Source organism: Pseudobdellovibrionaceae bacterium, assembly GCA_023954155.1.
Lineage (GTDB): Bacteria > Bdellovibrionota > Bdellovibrionia > Bdellovibrionales > UBA1609 > JAMLIO01.
In genome coordinates this window covers 22374-38059 of record JAMLIO010000001.1, presented here as the reverse complement: position 1 = coordinate 38059, position 15686 = coordinate 22374, and the positions used below count along the sequence as shown (strand labels likewise).

Here is a 15686-nt window from a genome sequence, read left to right as displayed (position 1 = left end):
ATTGCGCTATGAATAGGAGTTGAGAAGGCTTTTATGAGATATGGATCAAGGCTTCTTCTGGCCCTTGAGGAAGGAAGAGAAATACCCAGAGTGGGATTCAGAAAACTAGGGTATGGGTAAGGGGTTTTCATGCGCTTGGGTGAGGGGCATGGACATTTGTAAAAATCTTGGAGTTTAGATAAAGGTCGTGCTTTTTATCCTGAGATCACTTTTAGAGAAGTAGGGCTTTTTCCGATAGTAAATTCATGTACAGCATGATGAAACCACTCAGATATTTTAAAGTTAAAATATTTATAGTATATTCGATGCTTATGGGTGTTTCTATGGGGATGCTGTGTTCTGCTGGCTGTTTTGAACCCACAAAAGCTTTACTTTTTGGGATTCCTTTTGGTTGTTTTATGGCCATCTTTTTTTCCAAAGAGACCACAGACAAAAAATCTTCTACGGAACAGCTTTCTTCAGACCAAGACTTGGTTTTAAACCAGTCGTTCTTGCCGTTGTATTTGAATACTTTTGGGCTTTTTATGTTTATGTCTCTGATGTACATCTTAAAGCTTAATTATAAAGGTTTTGATTTTAACTTGGCTGTAGTTACATGTGGTGTGATGTTGTTCATCCATCTAGTACGTATAGCCTCTTATCCTGCGCAGATCATTATCGGACAGCGGTTAATTGTAGTGCGAAAAAACTTTTTAGGTTTGGGATGGGATAAGGTCTATGATTTAAGCGAAGCCAAAGCGCTCAAGTTAGGATGGACTGGAGCTGTAAAAATCAAATTCAAATTGGGGAAGAGATTTGTCATTCCAAAATCTCAACACCAATGGTTTTCTAACCTGCCGCAATTTGAATCCGCAGATCAAACCAAAAGACACACCTCTGGAATCAAAATCATAAATTGGCTAGAGCATAAAAGAAAAATCGCTCATGATGTCAGTGCCAAGGCTGAGTTGCAGAGATTAAAATCTATTCCCAGACGTCGACTCTCGGTGGCCTTTGTTGTGTTTTCGGCTTTATTGGGTTTATTTATTCTTGCAGCTCCCATATTTGTTTCAAGTCAGATTTCTGTGTTAAAGATTGAGCGTACAAATGACAAGCATCATATTTTTTATAAAGATGTGCAGAACGCCTTTTGGTTATTTGATAATCCTTCTAAAAAAATGTTTGAGACGGAATGGAAGACAGAATGTGACCAAAATCTAAATTATGCCTGTCGCCTTTTATCTTATTTGCGAGTGCTTGAAGGTGACCAAGTGGATGCACTGTCTTTGGCCAAAAAATCGTGTTCGCATCGAGATCCGTATAGTTGCTTTAATATCATTTTAAATGAAGAGGCCACAGAGATGGACATAAAGCTGGCGGAATTCCAAATCAGTGAAATCTGTAATATGCCAGAGCATAGTGATAAAAAGTACTGTCGTTGTTTGGGTCAAAAAGAGATCGCAAGCGATAAGACTTGCCAAAAATTAAGATGATTTTCTGTGGGACCAAAGGCGAGAATGGCTTGAGTTCGTCACGAATCAACCGAACAGTATAAGGTGAAGAAAGAACAGCAAGAACTTTAGTCGAGGTGTAAAATGATCAAAAAACTTCTTTTAAGTGCAATGACAGTGGTGTTTGTCTCTGGTTGCCTAGGTGATGTTGAAAACTCTACTGAAGATCAATCTAGTGTCGATGAAACGGCTTATGAATTTGTGATCAGTTCTGACTTTGCTTTAGAGTTAGATAATTCAAACACTCCGACAACGTGGAAATTATTATGGAATGAGTCTGAAGATTCAGATATTGAAGGTGTCTTAGTGGGCAAGTGGGGAGTAATCAATATGATTGGAAGAGTGGACTCTGAACGAGTGATCTCTTTTGCAAGCAGCTCCAAAAGTTATGGCCCGAATGGGATCAATCTTGTGTACTTTGTACTTCCTGCGGGAGAACTTTCGGGAGACCTTCTTATCACCGCTGATGCTTTTGTAAACGACACCCACTTTTACAACGCTCAACTCACAGCAACGGTAAATTCAAAATAATTATACTAAAAAAGACACTGCCATAAGTGGCACCCACATACTGAACTCCGAGCCCAGCGCTCCGAACTCGTGGGCTCTGAATTTATATCCCAAGCTCCATTTGCAAACGCCCAAGTGCGCCTACGTCTTCGGTGTATCCCGCGTTAGCTTGCAATTTAACTTTATGACCACTTAGAAAGTAGTTCACACCCAAGGTCCATTCTTTAATCTCGTCATGGTATGCTGAGACACCAGATTCAGGAAAAATAGCAGAGTATCTTGCGGCAACTTCTAGTTTTGGATGGAGCATCTTGCCGACTTGAACGTTAAAGGCATGACCCACTAAGACAGCTTGTGCGGGGTTGATGATGGGGTCTTTAGCTGTTTTATTCACAAATTCTAAGTATAAAGAGTGCCCAAGATATTTAAAAAGAGCATCCGCATAGTGAACAGTATGAGTACGACGTTCCACAGGGTCACCAGCATCACCTGTTGTGGTGAAGATTTCCCCGACTCCACCATTGGCTCGAGCGGCTCCATCTAGGTATGCAAACGTATAACCGAAGCTGGCCTTTAAACTGTCTTCATAAGCTAAATCACTTTCAAAGTAATCGCCATTTTGTTTAAAGCGTCCAAAGGGTAAAAATTCAACGCGTGTGGTGTAAAACAGTTTGTCATCAGAGGGAACGGATTGGTTACGCCCTTCTCCAGAACTGATGGCACCTTTCAGGCGTACAAGGGCGGTGCTGATGGGAATTTCATATTGGGTCTGAAACCCAAAATCGCGATCCAAGTTAAAGGCCCCGTTGACAATAGAGCGATCCCCAAACTGTTGATCGCTAGAACTGACAACGCGTTGTCGGTTTCCAGGTAGCTTTCCTTGTCCAAAGGCCACTTGCCAGCGTTGTGTGATTTCGTAAGTAAAAATGGCATCACGAACCACGTTTGAAAATTTGGAATTGTTCCAATCTTGATCGCCTTTGCTAAATGACAATTGCAGTAAGTAACGTAGCTTTGGTGAAAAGACCGTACCATTCATTCTTAAACGAGCACGTCTTACAGCCCAGCTGTAATTCATGTCTTCGCTTGAGTTTTCTGAATAGATAAAATCAGCGCGATTTTGCACTCGAAATCTTAAGTTCATTCTGAATTCGCTATCGGGTTCGTAAAACTCAATGCCATTGCCAAAAGTAATAGGCGTAAAGGGCGAGCCATCCCCCAGTTCTGCCGAAGAGATTGGTTTTTTGGGCTTGCTGGTATTTGCATGAGTCACACCAGTACAGACAAGCAGAATAGATATAAAAAAGCACACCAACTTCATAGTGAGCGCACCTTAGCATAAGTTAGGATTAACGCAATTTTTTATTGTGTTGGGTTTTGTTAAGATATTTACAAGGTTTTGGGCGGCGTCTTCGTCCATGGCGAAACGGGTTTCTACCGTGGCTGACGAGGCGTGAGGAAATAAAACCACATTATCAAGGCTGAGCAGGGGAGAGTCTAAGGGCAAAGGCTCCACTTCAAAGACATCAAGGCCCGCGGCATAGATGGTTTTATGGACAAGGGCATGGGCGAGATCATTTTCTTTGACCACTTGGCCGCGTCCTACATTTATAAATATGGCTGTGGACTTCATCATTTCAAAGTGCTCTTGTTTAAAATAATGTAAAGTTTGTGGGGTTTTGGGTAAAACGCAGCACACAAAATCAGAGGACTGTAAAAGCTCATCTAGTCCTATAAATTGGGCGTGGGTTTCTTGTTCGGCATCATGATGAGCGGTTCGTGAATGGTAAAGTATATTCATGTCGAATCCAAAGTGGGCGCGTCTAGCGATGGCTTTTCCAATGCGCCCCATTCCCACGATCCCTAAAGTTTTTTTATACATATTCTGTCCATACCATTCAGGAGAAACGGACTTCACCCACTGACCTTGGCGAATATGACGATCTAACTCAACCACTCTTCTGGTCGTAGCTAGCATCAGCGCAAGGGCGCTATCGGCAACGGCTTCAGTCAGAACGTCGGGAGTGTGCATCAGTCGGATGCCAAGTTCATTCATGGCCGCTAGGTCACAATGATCATATCCCACAGATATTGTGGAAAAGGCTTTCAATTTGGGGGCTTGTTCTAAAAACTGGCGATCAATGCGCCCGCCCCAGCCGATAATGCCTACCGTATCTTTAAGGTGCTCTTTGAATTCGGGGGTTCCGATCCCAAGCACAAAGACATCAAAATGGGGAGCTAACACTTTATCAATCACCTCTTGGGGAAAGCTCTTTTTATAAATAAGTACTTTAGGTTTCATAGGTTAGTCCTTTTGCGGGTCTTGTAAGCGTAGGGTGGGGCAATGTCTTGGTGTCTTCATCATAATGTTATCTTAAATTCATGAGGGCAGGCTTTATATAATATGATAGTGCTGACAAAAGCGGCAGACACAGTCTGTCTATGGTCAAAAAACCTCATTGTGCAAAAGAGACCCTTGGTATAATCTGCCTTAAAATTAAAACAATAATTCAACTATAAAGGAATACGGTATGAGTAGCACTCCATCTTTAATTGAGATCATTGGAACGGTATGCTTCGCGCTGGCTGTGCTGCATACATTCTCTGTCGGTTTTTTTCAAAAAATGGCCCATAAATACAAAGAGGGCAGTATCGGCGAAAACCTATGTCACTTTCTGGGTGAAGTAGAAGTGGTTTTTGGTTTATGGGCAGGGATATTTGTAGGGCTTTATTCATTAACCATGGGATTTGCGGTTTACGATGACGCTCACCATGTGATTGCGGGTGGGTTACACTACCTTGAGTCTCAAAACTTTACAGAGCCTGGCTTTGTATTTGTGATCATGTGTATGGCTGCGACAAGACCCATCATCTTGCTTGCGGGCAATATCATCCGCACGGCTTCAAGAGTTTTACCTTTCTCGTCAAAGATGTCGTTTTACATTTCAGCATTAGTTGTAGGACCTATTCTGGGTTCCTTTATTACTGAGCCTGCGGCCATGACAGTGACGTCGTTGATTTTAGTGGAATATTTTTATTCTCATAAAATGAGTACGCGCTTTAAGTATGCCACCATTGGTTTACTTTTTGTGAACATTTCTATTGGTGGAACTCTGACTCACTTTGCGGCTCCTCCTGTTTTGATGGTGGCCTCTAAGTATGGTTGGGGTATGGAGTATATGTTCTTGCACTTTGGTTGGAAGGCGGTAATAGCTATTGTCACGAGTACAGCCATTTACACTTATATCTTCCGTAAAGAATTAACGGGTAATCTTGAGTCAGGCGATGAGCATGAGGCTCGCATGAATCCGACTTGGTGGATGTATCTGGCGCACATTCTATTTATTGGGCTTACTGTGTACACGTCTCACCATTTGGTATTTTTTGCGGGACTATTTTTATTCTTTATCGGCTTTGTAAAGGTGACAGAAGAGTATCAAGACAAATTAAAACTCAGAGAATCACTGCTTGTGGGATTCTTCTTGGGTGGTCTTGTGGTCTTGGGTTCCATTCAAAAGTGGTGGTTGCAAGATGTGCTAGTGATGTTGGGCGATCTCCCACTTTATTTTGGAGCTACAGCTTTAACGGCGATTACTGATAACGCCGCTTTAACCTATCTGGGTTCTTTAGTGGATCTATCTGAAGCCGCTAAATATTATTTGGTTGCGGGTGCGGTCACTGGGGGTGGTCTTACTGTGATTGCTAACGCTCCTAACCCTGCGGGTTATGGAATGCTTAAGGATAGATTTGAAGGGGGTTTGATCAGTCCTTTAAAGTTACTTTTAGCAGCATTACTTCCCACAATAGTGAGTATCTGTTGCTTCTTGCTGCTGCCTAGCTTTTAGAAGGTAGGCATATATATAGAGGCGGGTAGAGACTCTGACAAAGTTGTTGATTCCGCCGTATACGGGTTGTTCCTGTTAAGTTGCTTATGTTCTAAGTGAAGAAAATGAAATGCCTCAATCGTTATGATTGGGGCTTTTTTATTCGTATCTCAAGGCATCTATAGGATGAAGGGCTGAAGCTTTTTTGGCTGGATAGATTCCAAAAATAATTCCGATCAATGCTGAAAAACCAAAAGAGATCAAAATCGAATGCAGTGAAATGCTTGTGGTCCATTCTGTCGCACTGGCAATGGCCACACACACGCCCCAGCCAATAAAGATGCCTGCCACACCTCCTAGCACACTCACCGCCACGGATTCTACTAAGAACTGCATAAGGATGTCAGACTTCTTGGCTCCAATGGCTTTTCTTAAGCCGATCTCTTTGGTTCGTTCTGTGACAGAGACCAGCATAATGTTCATAATTCCAATTCCACCAACAAGTAATGAGATGGCGGCAATCGAGGCAAGGAGTGTAGTCATCGTTTTGTTGGTCTGTGACAGAGCTTTTTGAATGTCAGCCATATTATGAATGGTAAACGCATCATCTCTTTGTGATAAAGCCACGCGTTTGCGTGTATAAAGAAACTGTAAGGTTTGGCTCTGCACCTGATCCATCATACTGGCTTCAGTGACTTGAATGTCCATGGAATCCACGTAGTTTTTGCCCAACAGGCGATACATGGCCGTGGCCAGAGGAACGACAATCAGATCATCTTGGTCTCGCCATCCACCAGCTCCCTTTTCGGGTAAAACTCCAATCACTTGGAAACTTATTTTGTTGATCTTAAGAATAGAGCCTACAGGATTTTGACCGTTGAAAAGTTCTCTGACAATAGTGGTTCCCACCACGGCCACTCGTGCGCGCTGCATGTTCTCTTCTTCTGTAAAGAAGCGCCCAATGTTGGGTATGGCGGCACGAATCTCTGTATAATTGGGTGTGGCTCCCAAAAGTTCTGTATTCCAGTTTTTATTCAGATAACCCACTTGCCCACGACCGTTCACATAGGGACCCACGTTATGAATAAAAGGAACCTGATTTTTTATGGCATTGGCATCATCACGAGTCAGACGGGTGCCTTCGCCTGCTTGTTGTGCCACACCACCTCGTCTCATTCCTCCTGTACGTAAGACTAATAAATTTGATCCTAAAGAAGAGAGTTGTTTCTCAATAGCCCTTTGTGCGCCAGTTCCTAAGGCTAACATAGCGATGACGGCGGCAACCCCAATTAGGATTCCCAACATGGAGAGTGCGGTTCGGATTTTATTTCCCGCTAAACTTTTAAACCCTTGTTGAAAATGCCCCCCTAATTCTTTAAGGCCAAAACTAGAAGAGGGAGCGTCTGGTGAAGTGCTCTTAAGTGGAGACAAGGCTAGAGGAGAAGGTGTATTTTTTTGTGAATCTGTAGGTGCATCCCCTTGGGCACTTAAATTCTTTGCACCAATAGGTCTTAAACGTTCATCGGACTGTACGGCGCCGTCACGCATACGAATCAGGCGCTTGGCCTGTGCCCCGATCTCATCTTCGTGTGTGACCATGACGACAGTGATGCCTTGATCGTTAAGTTCTTTAAGGGCTCTCATGATCTCTTTTTCGCTTACGGAATCTAAGTTTCCTGTGGGTTCGTCTGCTAAGATCATACGAGGTCGATTGACAAGTGAACGGGCAATAGCCACGCGCTGCTGTTGTCCTCCAGAGAGCTCATTAGGGCGGTGATCTTCGCGTTGATCAAGACCAACAAGTTTTAATAATTCGTGGGCGTTCTGTGAGCCTGAAGGTTTCTTAGAATAGAAGATAGGAAGAAGAACATTCTCATAGGCATTGAGACGAGGCAGAAGATTGAACTGTTGAAATATAAACCCAATTTCATTACGACGAAGAATAGCTAAGGAGTCTTCTGACATTTTGGCCACTTCTTGCCCATTCAGTTTATAAGACCCAGAACTAGGTACATCAAGTAAACCAAGAATATGCGCCAGTGTAGATTTACCACTTCCAGAGGGCCCCATGATGGCCACAAAGTCACCATCTTCAATGGTGAGATTCACGCCTCGTAATGCGTGAACCTGGGTGCTCCCCATGGTATAGGTTTTTTTGATATCTTTAACTTCGATCATCTTATTTGTTTCTTCGTCTAAAGTTAGGTTGGAAGGGGTTGGAGCTTTCTTCGCGGTCACCGATGATGATTTTAGTGCTTAGAATAATGTCGCCATCACTAAGGCCTTCAAGCACCTCGCTGTTTTTACCGTCACTCAGACCAAGCTTGATGTTCTTTTTGGTAAAAGACAGACGACGAGATTCGTGAGCGTCTTTGACTAAAACAGTAGGACGACCATTTTCGTAGATGATCACTTCTGTGGGAAGCAAAAGCGCATTCTCTTTGGTGTTCACATAAAAGGTCACGTTGGCCGTCATCCCTGAGCGCATGAACTTGGGTGTGTCCTCAGGTAGAATATCAATGTCATAAGTGGTCACATTATTTGTGGTGGTGGATTCAAAAGCGATGTGATCCACTTTGGCGGTGATCTTTTCTTTAGAGTAAGCATCCAAAATGATCTCTGCTTTTTGTCCCAGCTCAATCAGTCCCATATCTGTTTCATCCACTTGTGCTTTGACGATCAAACGATCTGACATCACAAGAACAGCATCGGCATTGGTGACGGTTTGCCCAGCCTCAATACTTCGTAGAATGATAGTGCCATCTAAGGGAGCTAAAATAGGAGTAGGGCGGTAAAGTGTTTCCCATTTTTTGACTTCAGATTTGTCTTGAGACCTAGCGGCATCTAATAAGGCTGCGCGTTCTGTTGAGCTCATCATGGCAAGGATTTGGCCTTTGCTGACCTCTTGTCCTTCTTTGATCAACACCTGATCAATGCGTCCTGCTATGGGAGGTTTAATTTCAAGACGGTTTTCTGGTTTCACAGTTCCTGTGGCCATAGCGGTGATCTGTAAATTGCCTCTAAAGACAGGATATTCTTCGTAGGTGGTGGGTGTACTAGATTTGGATTTAAAGATCCAGACTCCCATCACAAGTAGGAGGATCAACCCAGCAACAATCCATAATTTTTTTCCGCCTCTCATTGAATGGCTCCTTGTCCTAACGTCTGCTCATAGGTGGCTTCAGCGACCACGCGTTCTCTTACGCTTTGTAAATAAGATTTTTGTCTTAAAATTAAATCATCCTCAATGATGTTCCAGTCATCAAAGGTGATGAGACCATTGTTGTATCTTTTTTTAGAAATTTCAGAACGAATGGTTGTGGCGTCTCGAAAGGATTTGTCGACTCGCAGTTTAGCAATGGACTCCACGTATGCTGCATAGGCGCGTTCGATTTGGGCTAAGACAGATCGGCGCATATTTTCTAAGGTGCTAGATGCGGCAGAAAGCTGAGCCGAAGAGGCTTTGATCCCATAGTAATCTTGCCCGCCATTAAAGAGCGGAAAACTGAGATTGAGTCCAATAGACCATGTTGTGCGATCGTTAGGGTCATCCACTACACGCATACGGCCTGTGCTTCCTGTCAGATTTAACGAAGGCATAAATGTAGAACGTGATACACGCAAAGACTGTTTGGCCAAAACCTCTTGAGCCTCAGCCAGAAGCACTTCAGGGTTGAGCAAAACTGCTTTCTGAAAATCAGGTTTGGCATTCAGGTTTTGATCGTGAATCGGCACGGGATCGTAGATTTCAAGTTTATGTGCTTCATCCACACCAAGAACTCTGGCTAATTGAGAGGAGGACACTCTGACTGCATTTTCAGCCACGATATTGTCGTACTTTGCCTGTTCGTAATTGGCTTGTGATAGTAACACGGACCCTCGGTTTTCAAGACCGCTTTCATAGCGAAGCTCGACAAGACGTAAGTTTTCTTGTCGGCGTTTTACAATTTCATTGGTGAGAGTCACAAAAGATTGGGCATATAGCAAACCTTGGTAAGCGATTTTTAAATCAGCACTGATGCGCGCTTTTGTGTTTTGCAGTTGGGCGAGCTGGGCTCTGGTGTTGGCCTTAGCCTGTTCATAACGTCCCATATCTTGAAACCCAGAAAAGAGATTCCACGTGCCGTTCAGTTGGGCCATGGTGACTTCGCGGGTGTCAGAGGCTCCGCCAAGCGGGATACCACCGCCCCCACCCACAAAGGAAGAGTTGGTTTTACTATGGCTTAAGCTGGCACTGATCTGTGGGAGGAAGCCACTAAGGGCCGCGTTCTCCTGTAGCTCTACAGCGCGTAGGGTTTCTTTAGCGGCTAAAAGTTCAGGGTTGTTCTCTGTAGCCATCTTTAAAGATTCAGACCAAGATAATCTCAGTGCATCCTGCCCCCAGGCTATCCGTGCGACATTCACGCTGAGGACAGAGACGACCAACAAAAGCTTGTAATGAAAACGAGGCATCATACCTATTACAATAGCTATAAATGCACTTCATATTCAAATTATTTCAGATATTTACGCACGAGCCCTTATGGAATTCTTAAATCTTCTGCGAGAGGTAGCAGCTCACTCTGCGCTTAAATTCTTAAATCTCCTTGCAAGACCGTTGTCACCCAGAGTTCTCAAATGAATTTGTATAGCCCTGTCGAGTCACTGCGACTTGGATTTGTAGAGTCTTATTCGGATTTTGTTCTTATATCTCTTTAATGATCTCGCTTTGGAATACACCAGAGTTAATTTTTATGGTTAAAGTACCTGAGCTTACAATGGTGATTTTAATACTTTTTAAAAATTCTTTGATGCGTGCGACAAGAGATTTGAGTTCGGCTTTCTTTTCAAGAAGAGAAGTGAATTTTTGCAACCAAGACAGGTCTAATTTTTTTGCTAAGATTTCTGTAAGAGTCTGTGTGAGCAGAGCCTTTCCATCTTTAATCGAAAGTCCCTCGATCTGGTCTTTTAAGGTTTCAAGATGTGCGATGTAAGAGGACTGATCTGAGAAATACGAAATGATATACTCTTCTGCATCGCCCTTTAAGCTATCAATGTGCGGCTTACTGTCCAGTTGCAGCTGCTGAGTCGCCTCTTTAATCTTTGCGACATCGGCATCACTGAGTGAAAGGGTCTTTTTGATTTCAGAAATATTATCTTTGAGCTTAAGGGTCAGATTGACCTTTTTATTTGTAAGATCAAACAAGGCATCAAAGTACTGGGCTTGGGCAGCCTCTTTATTTTTACTTAAGCCAAAATAATAATAAAGTTGATCTATGTCGGTGCGTTTTTCCATATCTCTGACATCATTGCCGTCTGTATCTTCTGAAGATAAACCTGCGTATAAATTTGCGTTCTGAGCAGAAAAATTACCGCAGTTTTGGAACCCAAATAAAACACATGCCAAAATAAAAAACGAGTTTAAGATCTTGATATTCATACCAAGAAAATATCAAAAAGCATGCCTGATCAGGCTTAATAGAGACGAGAAGGTTGTATAGGCCTAATAGGGGTGTTTAAAGACTAGACATCAAATGGAAGGGCGGCTTCCATTGTAACTTTTCAGCGAAAATGTCTGCCTATAACTTTTCAGGAAGGGGGGGGCGCCCAATTTTTCTTAGTTTGAAGCTATCCTTTCGAGTATAAAAAAGGCCCCCTTGCGACCTCTTCTTTTGGACCTAAGGGAGGGGTGCGACAAGGGGGATGAGTAGCTTGATGCCTGTGTATTTATATTCTCAACGAGGATTGAGATTTTATCTTTTTAGAAAACAAAACTAGCGTTGTTGTTTTCTGTTCTGAGAGGGCTCACCGCTTTCGCGGCCAGCGCGCCGTGTTTCTTCTTCTTGTTGTGGCATGTTGCGCTCTTCAACGGGTTGTTTCTTTTGGTTGGGTTGCTTCTTTGTGTTTGTCATAATAGTGCTCCTTTCTATATTGACAATGGTTTGTAAAATCTAGGCTTAGAAAAATACTTTTTAATGACGGGGTTAAAAGAGCAGATGGACTCATTAGATGTAGTGCCTTCAGCTTTTTTAAAGGCCGATGAAAGCTCTTCGTCTTCTAATTTGAATTTAGCAATCACGTCTTGGTAGTTCATAAAACCTCCTCTTTTAGATCGGCTTATGTTTTTATTATAGAGGAACGTGGTGGTGAAATAACCTAGAGTGTTTGAAGTTTTCTTTTAGTTTTTTACAAAGAATCATTCTGAACTGTGTTAAAATTAAAAAAGGCCTCTTATCCAAGAGGCCCTTTAGTCTGTAGGTTCGTTTTGAGAAAAGACACAGAGCCTCTCGGTATCAAGAGGCATCAGATGCAGGTGTGTCGTTTTGAGTGTTTAAAAAATCTTGCGCTACTTTAGGGAAGTTGTTGCAAAAAGTTTTTAAATAAGTTTGACGCTGCAAATCCCAAGCATGCAATTTTTCATTTGCATCTTGCTCCATCATTTTGATGCAGGTTAAAGGGTTGGGATGTTCAGCGCGAGATACAAAAATCCCAGCCATAGAACCGACACGGCAGTGTCCAGAGTAAAGATTTTGATTCTTCTCTAGAGTAATTCTGATTCTAGAGTTACTAGGTGCTTTAAATTTTAATCTGCCCGCCATTTCTCTAAGTGCGGCTCGAACCTTGTCATCGGGGGAGCAGTTAATGAAAGTAATGTTATAACCATAGAGTTTCATAGATGCCTCCTTTCAATAGTATTGATGTTATACCCTTTTGAATTTTTATAGGGTGTTTAAATTTGTATCCTAATTTCACCACGTCAAGTCTGAGTGGATGGAGCTTGTGAGCGGAATACGCGCTCTTGATATTATTATGCTGAACAAAGAGTGTATTCGTCATGACGCAGACTTCAGGCATCGAAGAGCATCAGAAATGTCTTCTACGCTTGCTCCACATTCATACAGACTATGGTCGCACTCTGTCATACCTTCGTCACTAGAGGAAAGCTCTAGAAGCCAAGTGGCTTTCCAATTTTCAAGAGCAACGATTTTTTCTTCTGTATTGAGTTTATCACAAAGCAGTAGTTCCTCCACACAGTTAAAGTTGACTGATGGGGATGTGATTAAATTTTGTTTTTCCATAACTCCTCCAATGCTAGAGTTTTTTTATGCACGTCTACTGCGAGGAAAAATCAGTTCTGCAAGAAGTAGAGGGGGAGAGCAGGAAGCGCAGTATACGTGCACGCATATATGATTATACCAAGAAAAAAAGTCGAAAGGTGGGCTGTGAATAAAACTACAACAATATGTTGAAGCCTTCATAAAACTGAAAAAATCATATTTGACAAAATTATTGTGGATATAAAAAAATCTTTTGCAGTCTCAATTTGAAACTACAAGATGCAGTGTGAATCACCAAGTGGTGAGACCTAATAAAGAAGAGAAGCTTTACAGATGTTTTAGCTTAGCCGTTGCAAAAGCCGTTTTGACATTCCCGACCTAATAAAGAGGAAAAACTTTAAAGCTATTTTAGCCCTATTGTGGCAATGATCAATGCTTACTGACTAGAAGGAGTAGCGTACCCCTGCTTTCGCACCTAAGCCATAACCTCCATCGAAATCTGAGGAGTCTTGCTTGAGGATATAGTTGTAATGAACCTCACCTAAGAGGTGTAACTCAGGGAGGATGGGGATGCGAGCGTAGGTTTTCACTCTAGCGAACTGCACATATTCGCTATCCTTATTAAAGAAGAGTCCTGAAGCCAAAGAGTCTCCTTCGTGCCCACCAAAAGAAGAGCGGATATATTGTAGAGAACCACCCCAGATGGAATCTCCAAGAATTTTCTCATAGAAAATAGTAGCAATGGATGAAGGAGATTTTTTAAATTCACTACCACCAGCAAGGTCTGTTTTTCCTTTTGTAGAAAAAATCCCTGATTCGATAGAAAAACCAAGATAGGCCTCTTCAAATTGAAACATGTACCCAGCAAGTAAACTGAGATTGATGCTCTGATCGATACGATTACATTTTACAGGTGTAGTCGGACCTCCTGCGGAACAGTCTAACTTATCCCAGATTCCTAATCCCAAATTCATTCTTGAAAAGAACGAACTGGATTGAAATTTAAATCTATATTTGGCTCCCAGGTTCAGAGAACTTAATCCGTTGAATTGAAAGAGGTCATCTATCTTTTCTTTTCCAAGGTTTAAGCTTCCGTACACGGAAATCATATCTAGCAATCCATATTCATAGGCTAACTTTAAAGAGATGTCGGAGTAATTAAAATCAGGCAAGGAGCTGCTACGGCTAGCATCATGTTTGTATTGATTGTAATTGACGATCGCATCTATAAACTGCTCACCTTGATAGGTTTGATAAAAAAGTTCTGAACGAGTGTCTTGGGCTAAGGCCATAGATAAATGGTTTATGCTTGTGTAAGAAAAAAACAAAATAAAAAGCATGAATCTTTTGGTAGTTATCACAGAGCGCTCCTTCAAGAGTTTAAACAGAATAGAAATCTGCGCTCAGATATAACTTAAGATGGTTCCGAGAGGCACAAAAAAATGGGCTCAGCAAACAGCGTTAAGAGACACTGAACGTGTTAAGGTGTGTATGTCGTGCAACAGATTTTAGTTCTGTGCACATATAATAATCCAAGGACTTTAACAGTTCATCTGGGATCACCACATGTGTGAGGCCATGGTTTTTGAACTTAGCAAAGTGTCTTGTACTAAACCGCCAGCTAAAAGGGCGACAGACTCATCAGATCCATTATTAGCAAAGATCACAAGACCATATTGGGTGCCGTGAATATTAAAGGTCAGAACATGATTTTTCATGTTTACGTTGTGACTGCGACCTGTTTCAGGGTTTTCGGTCGGTCCACTGTAAGTTCCTGTTTTTCCGCCTACATAAATATTTTTTGGAATATATTTAAGTCCACGATTTGCACCAGTACGGCACGTGTACATCATCTTCCATAAAGTCTCGGCCCCTGGGTATTGATTGTGGTAGGTATCAAAAAGCATTTCGGCTGTTTCGTCTGGCACAAGCTCATTGCCATGTACACTTCCCCAATAACCTTGAAAGCCACGGGTCAATGTGTAACCCATTCTTTGGGTGAACTGATGAATGCGCTCACGACCTTTATTGGCATCTCCATCACCGATGTCTTTTTGCATATTAGTCCAAGCCGTATTAGAAGACACCACAATCATGTCCGCCATTTGTTGTAACTGCTTTGCAGTAATGGAACCTTTATGTTTATCCAGTTGCGCGGCACCCACAAAAATCTTAGAACTTGAAGCCCCAAAGTATTTTTTATGAGCTGAAGCGCTGCGAGCTAAAATTTGACCTGTCTCTAAATTCGCAAAAGTCCATTGCACTAAATGGTTAGCTTGTGTTTCTGAAGCGGATCTGAGTTTCTGATACTCTTGATATTTTGCACTTGTGAGTGTGTTTCCTGTACCTGTGATTAACTTTAAAGCGACGCCACTGACTTTGATGGAGGTCAATTTGGTGCCATTCGGTAAAGTACCAAAGTTGGGATCAGATTCTGGGCTGCCCAGAGTTACAGTCGGGGTTGTGGGCTCTTCACGATCAGAGCCAGTGTTGTCGCCATCAGAATCTTCAGGGATGTCTGAACCAGTCTCTTGTTCTATTTGACTGCCTTGAGGTGTGAGATTGTCACCGCAGCCTACAAATATTAAAGGTGTAGTTAAAAATAGAGCCATACATAGTGAAGAGAAAAGCTTTGAGCGCAACATAGTAAATCCCCTAGATGTGATAGGGACTTATCGTAAGAGTCTGGGTGGTCGCTTAAGCGTAAACGGCTAGACTATGGTGTGGTGTTTAGAGAAAAACACAAATTAGGATGTGTATTTTAAAGAAGATAAAACTTTAGATACCACTGGCGTACTGACCTGCTAGGACGCAACCCTCTAAAG

At 42.3% G+C, this 15686-nt stretch carries 15 protein-coding genes; 3 read left to right on the top strand and 12 right to left on the bottom strand.

From position 1 onward, the window contains the following. Window positions 1-323: 323 nt before the first annotated feature. Together M9899_00205 and M9899_00200 are read left to right on the top strand one after the other, a co-directional pair. Window positions 324-1472: a hypothetical protein gene (locus tag M9899_00205; GenBank protein ID MCO5112574.1), complete on the top strand. Its 1149-nt coding sequence runs from the start codon at window positions 324-326 to the stop codon at window positions 1470-1472. 102 nt (window positions 1473-1574) lie between these two features. After that, complete coding sequence (locus tag M9899_00200; GenBank protein MCO5112573.1) at window positions 1575-2021, top strand: hypothetical protein; 447 nt, start codon at window positions 1575-1577, stop codon at window positions 2019-2021. Window positions 2022-2103: 82 nt separating this feature from the next. Here M9899_00200 and M9899_00195 read toward each other — a convergent pair whose 3' ends face one another. Both M9899_00195 and M9899_00190 read right to left on the bottom strand, forming a co-directional pair. Next, entirely contained in the window at window positions 2104-3321 is a 1218-nt protein-coding gene (locus M9899_00195; protein ID MCO5112572.1) for an OprO/OprP family phosphate-selective porin, read from the bottom strand. Between the two features lie 12 nt (window positions 3322-3333). Then, on the bottom strand, window positions 3334-4302 hold the full coding sequence (locus M9899_00190; GenBank protein MCO5112571.1) for a D-glycerate dehydrogenase: 969 nt from the start codon (window positions 4300-4302) through the stop codon (window positions 3334-3336). 229 nt (window positions 4303-4531) lie between these two features. On the opposite strand from M9899_00190, the gene M9899_00185 reads away from it, so the two are divergent. After that, entirely contained in the window at window positions 4532-5845 is a 1314-nt protein-coding gene (locus M9899_00185) for a putative Na+/H+ antiporter (GenBank protein ID MCO5112570.1), read from the top strand. Between the two features lie 138 nt (window positions 5846-5983). On the opposite strand, the gene M9899_00180 is transcribed toward M9899_00185, so the two are convergent. The 10 genes from M9899_00180 to M9899_00135 form a co-directional block, all read right to left on the bottom strand. Beyond that, entirely contained in the window at window positions 5984-8002 is a 2019-nt protein-coding gene (locus M9899_00180) for an ABC transporter permease (GenBank protein ID MCO5112569.1), read from the bottom strand. A gap of 1 nt (window position 8003) precedes the next feature. After that, a complete protein-coding gene (locus M9899_00175) occupies window positions 8004-8966 on the bottom strand; it encodes an HlyD family efflux transporter periplasmic adaptor subunit (protein MCO5112568.1) in 963 nt (320 codons plus the stop codon). After that, window positions 8963-10162 carry a TolC family protein gene (locus tag M9899_00170; protein MCO5112567.1) on the bottom strand — a complete coding sequence of 400 codons (1200 nt, stop codon included), beginning with the start codon at window positions 10160-10162 and terminating at the stop codon, window positions 8963-8965. Before M9899_00170 ends, M9899_00175 begins: the two co-directional genes overlap by 4 nt. Window positions 10163-10508: 346 nt before the next feature. After that, window positions 10509-11243, bottom strand: a complete 735-nt coding sequence (locus M9899_00165; GenBank protein MCO5112566.1) for a hypothetical protein — start codon at window positions 11241-11243, stop codon at window positions 10509-10511. A 334-nt stretch (window positions 11244-11577) separates the two neighbouring features. After that, the gene (locus M9899_00160; protein MCO5112565.1) at window positions 11578-11715 is read right to left on the bottom strand and encodes a hypothetical protein; all 138 of its coding nucleotides are present in this window, start codon (window positions 11713-11715) and stop codon (window positions 11578-11580) included. A 14-nt stretch (window positions 11716-11729) separates the two neighbouring features. Continuing rightward, a complete protein-coding gene (locus tag M9899_00155) occupies window positions 11730-11897 on the bottom strand; it encodes a hypothetical protein (protein ID MCO5112564.1) in 168 nt (55 codons plus the stop codon). A 199-nt stretch (window positions 11898-12096) separates the two neighbouring features. Next, the gene (locus tag M9899_00150; protein MCO5112563.1) at window positions 12097-12477 is read right to left on the bottom strand and encodes a hypothetical protein; all 381 of its coding nucleotides are present in this window, start codon (window positions 12475-12477) and stop codon (window positions 12097-12099) included. 159 nt (window positions 12478-12636) lie between these two features. Then, window positions 12637-12882 (bottom strand): hypothetical protein, encoded by a 246-nt coding sequence (locus M9899_00145; GenBank protein MCO5112562.1) that lies wholly within the window; start codon window positions 12880-12882, stop codon window positions 12637-12639. Window positions 12883-13304: 422 nt separating this feature from the next. Then, window positions 13305-14222: a hypothetical protein gene (locus tag M9899_00140; protein ID MCO5112561.1), complete on the bottom strand. Its 918-nt coding sequence runs from the start codon at window positions 14220-14222 to the stop codon at window positions 13305-13307. Window positions 14223-14420: 198 nt separating this feature from the next. Next, complete coding sequence (locus tag M9899_00135; protein ID MCO5112560.1) at window positions 14421-15506, bottom strand: class A beta-lactamase-related serine hydrolase; 1086 nt, start codon at window positions 15504-15506, stop codon at window positions 14421-14423. Window positions 15507-15686: the final 180 nt, after the last annotated feature.

Bases quoted from the DNA above. Each gene is read 5' to 3' on its own strand.
- M9899_00180 (MCO5112569.1), bottom strand. From the start codon at position 8,002: ATGATCGAAGTTAAAGATATCAAAAAAACCTATACCATGGGGAGCACC.
- M9899_00195 (MCO5112572.1), bottom strand. From the start codon at position 3,321: ATGAAGTTGGTGTGCTTTTTTATATCTATTCTGCTTGTCTGTACTGGT.
- M9899_00135 (MCO5112560.1), bottom strand. From the start codon at position 15,506: ATGTTGCGCTCAAAGCTTTTCTCTTCACTATGTATGGCTCTATTTTTA.
- M9899_00190 (MCO5112571.1), bottom strand. From the start codon at position 4,302: ATGAAACCTAAAGTACTTATTTATAAAAAGAGCTTTCCCCAAGAGGTG.
- M9899_00150 (MCO5112563.1), bottom strand. From the start codon at position 12,477: ATGAAACTCTATGGTTATAACATTACTTTCATTAACTGCTCCCCCGAT.
- M9899_00170 (MCO5112567.1), bottom strand. From the start codon at position 10,162: ATGGCTACAGAGAACAACCCTGAACTTTTAGCCGCTAAAGAAACCCTA.
- M9899_00155 (MCO5112564.1), bottom strand. From the start codon at position 11,897: ATGAACTACCAAGACGTGATTGCTAAATTCAAATTAGAAGACGAAGAG.
- M9899_00175 (MCO5112568.1), bottom strand. From the start codon at position 8,966: ATGAGAGGCGGAAAAAAATTATGGATTGTTGCTGGGTTGATCCTCCTA.
- M9899_00200 (MCO5112573.1), top strand. From the start codon at position 1,575: ATGATCAAAAAACTTCTTTTAAGTGCAATGACAGTGGTGTTTGTCTCT.
- M9899_00145 (MCO5112562.1), bottom strand. From the start codon at position 12,882: ATGGAAAAACAAAATTTAATCACATCCCCATCAGTCAACTTTAACTGT.
- M9899_00160 (MCO5112565.1), bottom strand. From the start codon at position 11,715: ATGACAAACACAAAGAAGCAACCCAACCAAAAGAAACAACCCGTTGAA.
- M9899_00165 (MCO5112566.1), bottom strand. From the start codon at position 11,243: ATGAATATCAAGATCTTAAACTCGTTTTTTATTTTGGCATGTGTTTTA.
- M9899_00185 (MCO5112570.1), top strand. From the start codon at position 4,532: ATGAGTAGCACTCCATCTTTAATTGAGATCATTGGAACGGTATGCTTC.
- M9899_00205 (MCO5112574.1), top strand. From the start codon at position 324: ATGGGGATGCTGTGTTCTGCTGGCTGTTTTGAACCCACAAAAGCTTTA.